Annotated in this window: 10 protein-coding genes; 6 read left to right on the forward strand and 4 right to left on the reverse strand. The window is 51.0% G+C overall.

The window, feature by feature from the left end:
* Positions 1-134 precede the first annotated feature (134 nt).
* Together AC0YN4_RS22485 and AC0YN4_RS22490 are read left to right on the forward strand one after the other, a co-directional pair.
* Positions 135-4,607, forward strand: coding sequence for a S8 family serine peptidase (locus tag AC0YN4_RS22485; protein ID WP_475836817.1), 4,473 nt, complete (start codon positions 135-137; stop codon positions 4,605-4,607).
* Between the two features lie 131 nt (positions 4,608-4,738).
* Positions 4,739-5,197, forward strand: a complete 459-nt coding sequence (locus AC0YN4_RS22490) for a hypothetical protein (protein WP_475836818.1) — start codon at positions 4,739-4,741, stop codon at positions 5,195-5,197.
* Between the two features lie 94 nt (positions 5,198-5,291).
* Here AC0YN4_RS22490 and AC0YN4_RS22495 read toward each other — a convergent pair whose 3' ends face one another.
* The 3 genes from AC0YN4_RS22495 to AC0YN4_RS22505 are packed head-to-tail and all read right to left on the reverse strand — an operon-like array spanning position 5,292 to position 8,142.
* Positions 5,292-6,143: a sugar phosphate isomerase/epimerase family protein gene (locus tag AC0YN4_RS22495; RefSeq protein WP_475782711.1), complete on the reverse strand. Its 852-nt coding sequence runs from the start codon at positions 6,141-6,143 to the stop codon at positions 5,292-5,294.
* Between the two features lie 25 nt (positions 6,144-6,168).
* The gene (locus AC0YN4_RS22500; RefSeq protein ID WP_475836819.1) at positions 6,169-7,050 is read right to left on the reverse strand and encodes a sugar phosphate isomerase/epimerase family protein; all 882 of its coding nucleotides are present in this window, start codon (positions 7,048-7,050) and stop codon (positions 6,169-6,171) included.
* Positions 7,051-7,071: 21 nt separating this feature from the next.
* On the reverse strand, positions 7,072-8,142 hold the full coding sequence (locus AC0YN4_RS22505; RefSeq protein ID WP_475782713.1) for a Gfo/Idh/MocA family protein: 1,071 nt from the start codon (positions 8,140-8,142) through the stop codon (positions 7,072-7,074).
* Between the two features lie 82 nt (positions 8,143-8,224).
* Here AC0YN4_RS22505 and AC0YN4_RS22510 point away from each other — a divergent pair, with 82 nt between their 5' ends.
* Positions 8,225-9,082: a helix-turn-helix domain-containing protein gene (locus AC0YN4_RS22510; protein ID WP_475782714.1), complete on the forward strand. Its 858-nt coding sequence runs from the start codon at positions 8,225-8,227 to the stop codon at positions 9,080-9,082.
* Positions 9,083-9,136: 54 nt separating this feature from the next.
* Here AC0YN4_RS22510 and AC0YN4_RS22515 read toward each other — a convergent pair whose 3' ends face one another.
* Positions 9,137-9,724, reverse strand: a complete 588-nt coding sequence (locus tag AC0YN4_RS22515; RefSeq protein ID WP_475782715.1) for a guanylate kinase — start codon at positions 9,722-9,724, stop codon at positions 9,137-9,139.
* Positions 9,725-10,010: 286 nt separating this feature from the next.
* Here AC0YN4_RS22515 and AC0YN4_RS22520 point away from each other — a divergent pair, with 286 nt between their 5' ends.
* The 3 genes from AC0YN4_RS22520 (at position 10,011) to AC0YN4_RS22530 (ending at position 12,768) form a co-directional block, all read left to right on the forward strand.
* Complete coding sequence (locus AC0YN4_RS22520) at positions 10,011-10,841, forward strand: hypothetical protein (RefSeq protein ID WP_475836820.1); 831 nt, start codon at positions 10,011-10,013, stop codon at positions 10,839-10,841.
* A gap of 101 nt (positions 10,842-10,942) precedes the next feature.
* Positions 10,943-12,235, forward strand: coding sequence for a LysM peptidoglycan-binding domain-containing protein (locus tag AC0YN4_RS22525; RefSeq protein WP_475836821.1), 1,293 nt, complete (start codon positions 10,943-10,945; stop codon positions 12,233-12,235).
* Between the two features lie 305 nt (positions 12,236-12,540).
* Positions 12,541-12,768 (forward strand): PspC domain-containing protein, encoded by a 228-nt coding sequence (locus tag AC0YN4_RS22530; RefSeq protein WP_090978518.1) that lies wholly within the window; start codon positions 12,541-12,543, stop codon positions 12,766-12,768.

The raw sequence follows: 12,768 nt of genomic DNA on the forward strand, positions 1-12,768 counted from the left end.
TTCATTCGTGTATTTAGCTCATTCTCCTAATCTACTACAATTTAGTAAAAATTGAATAGGCAACCTGCTAGAGTCATGCTAGAATTTTATACGTTACAGTTTGTATATATATGTTTGCGAAGGAGAGACGCTATTTGTCATTAAAGAGACTGATCAAAACGACCTCAGTCAGCTTATGTTCAACACTTCTCGCCACTCTACTCTTACAACAGGTCGCATCTGCACAATCGGTAACGCCCTCATCCATCAACCCTAATCTCATCCACTTCAACAGCCAGTCAAGCATCCTGCCCGCCTCCCTCTCACCTAAGTCAACTGCCCGCAAACCTGCCTTTATCTCACCTCATTTGCATACCGAATCATCCGCAGTCACTCGCGTCATCGTTCAACTTAGCAGCCAACCCATAGCTGCAGGTCAATTTGCTGCAAAATCAGGCATCAGCTCGCTTGCAGCCGAATCGTCGGAGAGCTCGCTTCGTACGGAACAAACCGGTTTTATCAACACAGCGCTTACGAAAGGCATCAATCTCAAGGTTAACTACCGCTTCAATACGGTATTGAACGGTCTCGAGGTATCCGTGCCTGCTAATCAAATTCCACAGCTAGCCAAGCTGCCGGGCGTGCTTTCCATTTACGAGAACCGTACGTATACAAGCATTCCGGTGATGGAGCCTACAGTGAATGAAGACGAAATCCCTTATGACATCGACCCGATTCATCAGATCGGCGCTGATGCCGCTTGGGCGAAAGAGCTTACCGGTGAAGGTCTCAAAGTCGGCGTCATCGACACCGGCGTTGACTATTTACATCCGGATTTAGCCGGAGCTTATAAAGGCGGGTATGACTCCGCCAATGGGGACGATGATCCTTATGAGGACTATGGTCCAGGACTAGCCGTATCGGCGCATGGGACGCATGTGTCCGGTACAATTGTTGGCAGAGCCGAGAATACAACCTCCAGCGTAGTTCAGAAAGGTATTGCATACAAATCTGATTTGTATGTCTATAAAGTACTGTCTGCCGATGCTAACGGCGACGCCACGGGAACCACTGCTACTGTCATCGATGGTATTGAAAGAGCTGTTAAGGACGGCATGGATGTCATTAACTTGTCACTAGGGTCTAGTGGCGATTTGGATCCGAACTCGCCGGATGCCATCGCGGTTAACAATGCCGTACTAGCCGGTACTGTTGTTGTTATTGCAAACGGCAACGAGGGTGAATATGGCTATTACACGATGGGAACGCCGGCCAGTTCACAGCTCGGTATCTCTGTCGGTGCGGCGGACAGTCCGGGAAGCCGTTTTGCTGCAGACGCTGTAAGCTCGCTAAGCAGTACATCCTATGAGCTGCATGCCATGGGCTGGAGAACTGCCGAAGAGAATTTTGAAGAGACCCTTGGCGCGGCGCCGCTGGATGCGGTGTATGTCGGCCTTGGTGCTGAAGCTGATTATGAAGGTATTGATGCAGCTGGCAAAGTAGTCGTTATCTCCCGAGGCACGCTGTTTTTAGTGGACAAAATCGCAATTGCCAAGAGTCACGGCGCCAAAGCGGCTGTCATATTCAATGGCGATGCCACAGAAGTTCTCGGCACTGTGGCAGACCTCTCGGCATCTATTACTGACAGCGATGGCAATAATCGTGATGGCTATATCGGAGAAGATGCCTTCCTTGGTGACAGTTTCGACTTCATCCCGACCTACGACATGTCCGGGGCAGAGGGACGCGCACTCGCCCGTGCCATTGTCGCCGATAACGGCGATACGCCGCTCACACTGACATTCAGCGGATTTGAAAGTGCAATGGCCAGCGGTGATCACATGGTGTATTTTAGCTCCAGAGGCCCGAACTCGGACGGCATGTATGGTATCAAACCGGATTTTGCCGCACCGGGCTACAGCATCATGTCTACATGGCCGGAATATGCTAAATATGAACCAAATGCATCCTATGAGGAAGCGTACACCCGCATTTCCGGAACAAGCATGGCAACCCCGCATGTCGCGGGCCTCGCGCTTCTGTTGCTGCAGGAACATCCGGATTGGAGTCCATTCGACGTGCGCGCCGCATTAGCTAATACGGCGGTTACGCTCTCCGATCAGGACGGCAATCAGTATGACGTTTACACGCAAGGCTCGGGCCGCGTTAATATGGCGGATGCGATCAAAACGCCTGCCTTGCTGCAGACGATCGATGAACTGACGATCTATGACAAGAACCTGCAGCCGGTACAAGTGACAAACTACGGCGATTCTGCGAGCTTCGGCTTGATGCATGAAGGTGCCGAAGCTGCAACTAAAGAGCTGCAGCTGAAGAACACCTCCGCAACTGATGTGTCTTACCACGTTTCATATAAGATGCACGAAGTGGACTCGTATCTCAATACGCCGGATCCAAATGCCATCGACGTTCAGTTGACAGGATTGACGGACGAAATGGTAACGGCCTCCGCTCACTCTGCGACACCATTTACGCTCACGATTAAACCTCATGCGGATGCTGTTGAGGGGATTTATGAAGGTGAAGTGGTGCTTGAGAGCGCCGGACTACCTACCTTGCATCTTCCTTTTGTGGTACATGTGGGAGAGCAAACACCTGATAACTGGTATGGTGTGCAAGATCTCGAGCTTTCTTCTAAGGTGATTTCACCTCCCTTTGAGGGCATTGACGGTGTGCCAGAGTCAATGAAGTTAAGCTTTGATTTACGAGCTCCAGATACTTATCAAGTGGATGTAAATGTCTATAATCTTCATGATCAATTTATTGGAATTTTGGGTAGGTACACCAATTCAGATGAAGAAGAGAACTTGTTTCCTATCGATCCGGATATCTATGAATTCACACCGGCGCTGACCACCACTTACAAGACTCTGGATGACAAGGGTGGCAATATCCTATTGGATGAGAACGACAAGCCAATCACTGGCGAGCTTGCTGACGGAACTTACCGTTTGGAAGTATCCGCACTCGTGCTCGGTGATGATGGACAGCCGCTTCTGGATAAGAACGGTAACCATTATGCCTACACCTCTGTCACGACCTTCGCCGTTCACTCCTACGGAGCTCTCGTGCAAGCGGCTGCGGAGGATTTTGCAGCTACGATCTCTAACAAAACCGTACTTGATCAAGCGGTACTGACGTTTCCGGTAACGGAAGGCATTACTTACCATGTTACGAAGAGCAGTGTGCCTTCGCTAATTGATGATGCCGGTGTTCTTAAAGCGCAACCTAGCTCTACGACGACAGTAGATCTGACTGTCACGATTGCCTCTGAGATCATGCCCGATGTGAAGACTAGCAGAACGGTAACTGTTAATCTTGCGGGAACCGGCGGAGGTGGCAATGGCGGCGGGTATTTTATTCCTAGCACCCCGACTATTCCAAATAATAGTCCAACGATCACGAAACTGCTTGAACAAGGTCAACATGCCTCCTTCCTCAATACTTCTACTACTCAAACGGGATCATCCGTGAAAGTAACCATTACGGAAGATGAGCTGAAGAAAGCGTTGCAAGAAGCTTCTCCTGCACCTGCCGCACTCATCCTGAAAGTGAATGTGGATGAGAAGCAGCAGGCGGTATTGGAGCTGACACCTGCACAATTGAAGCTGCTAGCCGGCGCAGCTACCGGTAGCACGGTTATTCTGACAACAGGGTCATCGTCGATTTCACTTCCTACATCCCTGTTCGCGAATCTCCCTGCGGATGAATCTGTTCGCGTGACTATCGCAGCCGACGGAACTGCTGCAGATGCCTTCAAGGCGGAGAATTCTGGTGCCGTTGTGGTAGGAACGCCGATTTCCTTCGAAGTGGATACCGTGACGGATAAAGGAGCAACACCGCTATCGGTACCGATTACGACGATAATTAAACGCAGCTTTACCGTGACCGGCAGCAGTGCCGTCAATCGACTCGGCGTATTATTCGAAGAGAATGGCAGTTTCTTCCCTGCTCCGGCCGCCTCTGAAACTCATACAGACGGCACGGTTACGGTTGTAGTAAGCCGCCCTGGTCTTTCCACTTACGCTGCGGCTTACCGGAACACAGCCTTTGCAGATATTAAGTTCTCATGGGCCCAATCCGCCATTCAAGCACTTGCGGATACGTTCTTGCTCAACGGTACATCGCCTACAACCTTCGCGCCGAAGCAGCAAGTGACGCGAGCCGAATTTGCCGTCATGCTCGCTCGTGCGCTTGGCTTGCAATCTTCTGACGCGAAGGCTGCTTTTGCCGATGTGGCTCAGAATACTTGGTATGCCAATGGAGTAGCCGCCGCCGTTGAGGCTGGACTGGTTAAAGGCGACAGTCAAGGACTGTTCAAGCCGAATGCTCCAATAAGCAGACAGGATTTATCGGTCATCTTGGCTCGCGCGTTGAAGCTGCTGCAAGTATCTGCGCCAACACTTCCACCGCATGTTGCGTATCACGATGAAGCCGATATCGCTCCGTATGCAACGGATAGCATTGAACTCGTGACCAACAGCGGCCTGATGAAGGGCATCGACCTGAATGGCGCGGCTAACTTCCAGCCAACTGTTTCTGTCACTCGCGAAACCGCGGCAAGCGTTATTTACAACCTGCTGCGTGAGGCAAAGCTGATCAACTAATGGAATGGTAAAGAAGCCGTAATCCCCGCAGAGCTGTTGAACTACGCGGGGGTTGCGGCTTTTTTATATGCGCTGATATGGGTGGCAACAATAAGCAGGTATAGAGCGTCAAAGGGATAGAGGTGAGTGTGATGAAGAAAACGCGGGGCTTGCTCGTCGTTTGCCTGCTGATTATGTCCATGTTTAGTATCGGCTGCTCAACAGGATGTGGAGCATCGATTTCGGAAGAGAACTCGACTGAACCGCCTAATGCTGTCATGGTTGTTGATCGAATGGAGATTCCACTTATTAAGGGCTCCTACCAATGGAAGAATGCCATCGCAGACGCTCCAGCTCCCGACATGCTGGTGCGGGATTCGAAGGTTTATACCGTTAAATCTCGTGCAGCGTTAACGATTTCTTTTCTAAGTGGACCAGAGCCTACCGAAACATGGGGCGGTCTTTGGGTCAATCAGAATTTCACGCCATTAACGAAACAAGATGGCAAGATAATCCTTCCATCTGAACCGGGCCAATACATTCTCGTCGCAGGCGGAAAATGGTCGGAAGGCGATTGCAGCTACGCCGCGATTATTGATGTCGTTGAATAGTTCCATATGGGTTGAGTAGCAGTGGTGTGCGACCAACAACAACAAAACTCCGGGCCACCATGCACAACCACGCATGGTAACCCGGAGTCCTATTCTACTTCGCAGCTGCAGCTGCAGCTGCGACAGCCTGCGACAGCTTCTCTACCGCTCTGGCTGTGCCGCTCTTCTGCTCTTCCAGACCTTCGTACTCGACGCTCATCCAGCCGTCGTAGCCTACGCCAGCAAGATTGCCGACGATTGAGGCAACTCCTACGTCGCCTTCGGTCGGCACGGAGCCGACAAACGGCAGACCGCTAAGCGCGCGATACACGCCATCCTTCTGATCTTCGCCCACGCGCGCGAAGTCTTTGGCATGCACGTGACGGATCAACGGATGCAGCGCTTCGAATGCTTGCGCAGGCACATCGTCTACGAGCAAGAAATTGCCCATGTCGAAGGTGCTGCGCAGTGCCGGCGAACCGACCAGGGTGATGATATCCTGCACCTGCTCCGATTTACCAGCGAAGATGCCGTGGTTCTCCAAGCAGAGCACAACGCCTTTGCTCTCTGCATAAGCAGCTCCTTGCGCCAGCCCTTCCACGATCCAGCCTTTCGCCTGCTCGTAGCTGATGCCTTCTTTGCGATCGCCCGCGAACACGCGAACAACCTCAGCGCCGAACTCGACTGCCATATCAACAGCCAAGATAATATCCTGCAGTTGCACTTCACGCTCTTCAGCCGTCGTTTTCACAAAATCATTGCAAGCCCCGAAACACGCCAGCTTAATGCCCGTACGAGCCAAAGCCTCGTGAACCGCAGGCACGTCGCTCTCCTTATTCCAGAACACGCTGAGCAGCTCGACTCCTTGCGCGCCTACCGAAGCAGCGTAATCGATAAAGTCCGCATTTTGCCAAGATCCATCGTACAAATATTTATGGCAGCTCCATACACTAATCGCGATTTTCATCCTAAAATATCCTCCAATCAGCACCCTATCGGTACTGTTTAATAAACTCCACCGCTCTGCGAATATCCAGCTCCGGCTTCGCGCCGACCTCACGTTCGATCGTTAGATAACCTGTATAGCCAATGGACTGCAGGGCAGCGAAATAAGCGTCAAAATCAACAGCTCCCTCACCAAGCGGAACTTCTTCAAAATCCAATCCGCCGGCAGCCATCTCTGCAATATGCTCATGCGTCATTTTCTGATAACCAAGGAACCCGTAGACCTGGCGCGGATCAACGACACGCAGTCTCCGGCCATCCTTCACATGGGTATGCACGATGTAATCCTTCAGCGTAATCACGCCTTGTACCGGATCATCACCTGTTACCATGACCATATTGGCCGGGTCGAAGTTGACGGAAACGCCGTTCGTGCTCAGCGTATCGAGGAAGCTCTTCAAATGCGCAGCCGGTTCCGGACCTGTCTCAATCGCAAAATAAGCATTCAAACTCTTCGCATACTGGCCAAGCTCTTCGCACGCCTGCTGCATCGCCGCATAGATCGCACCGTTCTTATCGTCAGGCACAATACCGATATGAGTCGTCACGATGTTGGTGCCGAGCTCGACAGCCAGATCAAGAATCCGCTTGGACTGCTCGACCTTCTCCGCATTGGCAGCCCCATCCTGGAAGCCATGTCCACCCAAATCGCCGCATAGCGCAGAGATATCCAGCCCTAGTCCGTCGATATACGAACGCATTTCACGTCTTGCAGATGCATCCATATTCGCAGGGTCCATTTCACCGGATACCGCATAGATTTGTACGCCTTCTGCGCCGACTTCTTTGGCCTTCAACAATCCTTCGCGGACGCCAATACCGAAGCTGTCCACAATAACGCCTATTTTATTGGATAAATGAATCGTCATCGTATGTGTCAACCCTTCTGATTAAAAATGAATTTCGGTTCCTTTTGCAGCCGACTCATAGATTGCGCACAGCATGCGTGTCACTTCTACGCCATCTTGCACAGGGCTCAGCGTCTCTGTACGACCGAGGCAGCTGTTGATGAAATGTCCGATTTCACGCCCGAACGCATCGTTGAAATCAAACGTAGTGTGATCCACCTGCGGCGTCGTATTCACGATCGTGTTGTGTTTCTCACCCATGATAACAAGCGCCGGCTCCACTTCTGCTCCGCCTTGGTCGCCATATAACTTCACAGACAGCTCATCCTTCTGCGCATGCAGCGTGAAGCTGACATCCACCATCAAGGAAGCGCCGTTCTCGAAGCGGATAATTGCATTTGCCAAATCCTCTACATCGTTCTTCTCTGCATCATAATCCGCGGCTTGATAGAAGCCCAGATTCTTAATATGCGAACGGTTGCCAAGCTTACGGTACGTATTGCCGCTTACGGACTTCACCTTCGGTTTGCCCATGAGGTACCAGCAAATATCAATAATATGAACGCCAAGATCGATCAGCGGACCGCCGCCGGAGCGTTCAATATCGGAGAACCAGCCGCCCGGATTGCCGAGCCTGCGCAGGCATGTTGCTTTTGCATAATAGATTTCGCCAAGATCGCCGGCATCGATAAATCGTTTCAGAACCTCAATGCTCGAAGCATATCGACGTACAAAACCAACCTGCAGCAATTTACCTGTTGCTTCGACTGCCGCTTGAACACGTTCTGCTTCCGCGACTGTTTTGCAAAGGGGCTTCTCGCACAACACATGCTTGCCCGCTTCCAGCGCAGCAATCGTAATTTCAGCATGCGTGTTATTCCATGTACAGATACTTACCGCATCAATGCCGGGATCAGCAAGCAGCTCATGATAATCCGTGTAAATTTTGGAAGCCCCATACTTATCTGCCGCCGCTTGAGCGCGCGCTTCGTTCTTATCGCAAATCGCTACAAGGACAGCATCGCTATTGGAAGCGTAAGCCCCCAGATGGGCACCGGAAATCGAACCCGCACCAATTACTCCTATGTTTAACTTCTTCGCCGTCGTTGTCATGATTTGATCAACCTTTCGCTTCTGTAATCGTTTCCGTTTATAATGAGTTTACCTTGTGATGAAGGATGGGAGAATGCACACCATGCCAACCTACATGGACAATATGATCAGTCCGCTACCAATGCGCCTGTTCGACTGCATGGTTGATGTGAAGAAGCTGCGGGTAAAATCGCTGATGATCACGAATGCCGGTCATTTGCCCGGACGCACTTCCAGGCGGGAAAACGCTGAATTTGATCGTTGGTCATTCGTATATATCGGAGCAGGTCGAGGATACTACCAAACCGACGCTGAGGATCGGCAAGTTGTCGAGGCCGGATCGCTCTTCTGCTTGTACCCCGGCGCCGTGTTTCAATACGGACCGGAGACGGATGGCTGCTGGGACGAGTATTATTTTGCACTCGAGGGCGAACGTGTCGAAGAATGGCTTGCGAACTGGTACGAGCATCCCGAGCTCGTGAAATTCGTCGGTACGGACGAGAGCTTCCTAAGTAAAATCGAGCTCATCTTCCAGCTCATGGACAGCGCCGTTCCCGCCAATCAAGATCGTGCCGCACTCGCGCTGGAATCGCTGCTCTTCGATATGTCGCTGCGCTTCAATCAGACGCAGACGAGCAGCCGTGCCTTATTCGTGCATAACCTGCTGGACGACTTGGCCGGCACGGTCTACCAGCCGCTCGACAGCACGGCACTCGCTGCACGACATCATATCTCGATTCCGACGTTAAGACGAATCGTGCACGACTATACGGGTTATCCGCTTGGCGAATTTGTTCACCGGCTCAAAGTAGCGGAGGCCAAGAAGCTGCTCCTGAACACCGACAAAACCGTCATGGAAATCTCGTCGCTCCTGGGCTATACCGATACGTTCTACTTTTCTCGCCTGTTCAAGAAACTTACGGATACGGCGCCAACGACTTATCGCTCCCGGATGGGGTAACGAAACGAACGAAAACCCGCCCTTTCAAGGGGCGGGTTTATTTAGGTATCATCCTTAGTCGCGCTCTTCCAAATTCCGCTCCAGATAACTCTCGAGCGCATTGGAGATTTCAAATACGGTATGCGCGAGGTCATAATTCTCGAAAGCGTGCTCGCACCGTGATTGATAGCGGATAGCCGTTTCATATTGATCCAAATTAGATTTTATAATATCGGGGTCTATTCCCTCTTGGGTTTGCCTTTCCTGAACGGTACGCCGATCTGCATAAATGAACAGCCGCACTACCTGTTCCCCGTACATATCCTTCAGCGCATGAGCACCTTCATGATTCAGAATCAGATAGATGCTGCCGCCTTTCTTCAAACTATACGCAATGTCTTTGCCCCGTAACCCGTAGCGATTCCCATTGACGGTAACGCTTTCAATAAAATCGCCGTCGGCATCGAACTGATCATACAGCTCAGGGGTGATGAAGTGGTAATCCTGACCGTTCACTTCACCCGGACGCGGTCTGCGTGTCGCATACGAGATTACTTTGGTAATACCGAGCGTTGTGCCTACACTATCTGCTACTGTCTTGCGTCCGGAGCCATCCGGTCCCGTAAATACGAAAATCAGCTCACGATCCTTCTGTTCACTCATCGTCACAGCCTCCTGAACTCATGGATTGGTCTATCCGTTCGGGTCTAGCAGGGCGAAAACTTCAGGCTTTGAATCTGTTATTCCATTATAGCTTAAACCAGTAAAATCCAGCAATCGTCGACTGTACAATCCCATTGACTTTTTTTGGCGGATAGGATACATTTTACAAAATAAACAAAATAAGTTCTCTTACGTTGGAAGCACCCGTAAGCAAAGGCAATCTTGCCTTTCTTGCGGGTGTTTTTGCGTTTACAAGGGGAACCCGTCCAAGGAGGAGCTTATCACTATGCTACATTCTATGATGAGAAAGCCGATTTCAGCCGTATTACTTGCTCTGCTCGCACTATTGATCTCCATGCCTTCCGCCGTCTCCGCGTCATCCGTGAAGCTGACCGAATCTGCCCAAACCAAGCTATCCAAGCAAATATCCACCGCCAATTATGCCATGAAGCAGAATCTCACCGCTCAATTGCTGAGCCTAACGACTCTCCAGCAGAGGGAGGACACACTCGATACAGCAATCGCTTCCCTTCACTATTACAATGGCAATGCAATGACCGCCCTGCGCGCGCGAATCACCCAGATCGATGCAGCGAAGATCACCAAGCTTACGCAGGACGTAGCTCAGACCAAAGAACGATATAAACCGCTCTTCGCAATGTACACGTCGTTAAATACGCAAATTAAAGACGCCAAATTCCTCAAACTGAAGAATTTGGCTGCCTTACTCCAAATTCAAGCGGATCTGCTGAAGCCCTCCACCCAACTGGCCCGCACTGAAATTCGTATCAAAGAAGAACTGCTTAAGAATGCAAAGGCTGCCACTTCTGCCACGATCAAGCATTTGCGTGCGAAACTCGCCGAAACAGACCCGCTGCGCAGCCAGATTACATCGGTCCAATCGGTTATTTCCGGCATGAAGAAGAACATATCACCCGTCGTCAAAACCATGAACGAGACGATAAAAGCAAACTCCTATGAAGGTACGCTGCAATCGCTGACCACGCTCGTATCCATTTCTCGCACCATTGTGGAGCAGAAACAGCGAGTCAGTACTTTTGAAAATCGCATTTCCGAAATCATCCGCGCAACGAACACCGAAATTCCGGCCAAATAACGACTGCACTCCTGACATGCGCGGCATTAGAATGGAATAGCATTGTAAGAGGAGAGTTCCGGCATCTGCTTTCTTAGCGTTGAACTTGAGGAGGGGAAACAATGCAAATTCATGTCGTGCAGGCGGGACAAACACTTTACAGACTGTCACAGGCGTACGGGATACCCGTTTCTGATATCACTTCCGCTAATGAGATTTCGCCTAACGATACGCTGGTTATCGGACAGGCACTTGTCATTCCGATTGTCGGGCAATATTATTGGGTGATTCCGGGGGACACACTAACTACAATCGCGAGTAAATTCGGTACTACGGCGGCCACGCTCGCTTCAATTAACGATATCGGGATCAATAGTCCATTAAAGGTAGGCCATCGCCTCTATATCCCGCCAATTCCAAGACGCAACGCCGTTATCAACGCTTACATTGATCCACGAGGGACCACGGTCTCCCCTGCATTGACAGAGGCAGCCAGAAGTGCGTCTCCGCATCTTACCTATCTGGCACCATCAAGCTTCCGCATCCAACGTGACGGTACACTCGCCCTGCCTCCGCTCGGTGATCTCGAATCCATTGCCCGGCGTCATCGAACAGCGATGATGATGACGATCACCAACTTGGAAGGCGATCAGTTCAGCGCTGAGCTCGGCGAGCTCATTCTAAACGATAAAGCGCTGCAGGATAAACTGATTGCCAACATTTTGGACACAGCGAAACGCCTGAATTTCAAGGACATCCACTTCGATCTGGAGCATCTCCGCCCGGAAGATAAGGAAGCCTATAACCGATTTCTGCGCAAAGCTGTCGTCCCGATCCACAAGGCAGGACTCACCATGTCCACGGCGCTCGCTCCCAAAACAAGCGCTACCCAGCAAGGCGCATGGTATTCCGCCCATGATTATAAAGCTCACGGGGAGATCGCCGATTTTGTCATTATCATGACCTATGAGTGGGGCTACAGCGGTGGACCGCCAATGCCCGTCTCACCGATCGGCCCGGTTCGAACGGTGCTGGAGTACGCCCTCACGGAAATTCCGGCGAACAAAATCGTCATGGGGCAAAATTTGTACGGCTATGACTGGACACTGCCTTATGTGGCAGGCGGCGCCTATGCCAGGGCCATCAGTCCGCAAGCGGCTATCGCTCTCGCGCGACAATACAATGCTGAAATCTTATACGACAACACCGCTCAGGCGCCGAATTTCTCTTATTGGGATGCGAATGGCAAGGAGCATAAGGTATGGTTTGAGGATGCCCGTTCTATTCAAGCGAAATTCAACCTGCTGAAACAACTTAATCTGCGCGGCATTAGTTATTGGAAGCTCGGTCTTAGCTTCCCGCAGAACTGGTTGTTAATCGAAGATAATTTTAATGTCGTTAAACTGCTGCCTTAGCATCGCCGATGCTGTAATGGCGGCATTAAGATGATGATTAGCACTCTGATTGCAGTTTCGGCCTTGCGCCGAGCTGGATGAGGAGTGCTTATTTGTCGTCTCAGCCGTCTAAGGTCGGAGGCGTCCCCCGCCTTAAGGCCAGCATCAAGAACAGCCGCCAGACGGTTTCGAGGAAGGCCGTCCTCTTTTAAACTAAGGATATCAGTTAAACGACATCACCACACGCCAGCACAACACATCACTTCACAATAGACGGCAATCACTTCACCACTATAACAAACACAAACCTAAAGGAGATGTTTCGCATGAAGAAGCTTTACCGTTCCACTTTGAACCGCAAATTAACGGGGCTATCCGGTGGGATTGGCGACTGGCTCGGCGTTGACCCGACCATCATCCGACTTGTTCTGATCGTATCCGGCGTGTTTAGCCTCGGTACCACACTGCTCGTGTACATTATCGCAAGTTTGCTTGTACCGAAAGCGCCATTCGAGGTATTGTCCCCGGACAGCCACTTCCGTTTTCACGCCTAA

It is taken from the genome of Paenibacillus sp. J22R3 (assembly GCF_056269305.1).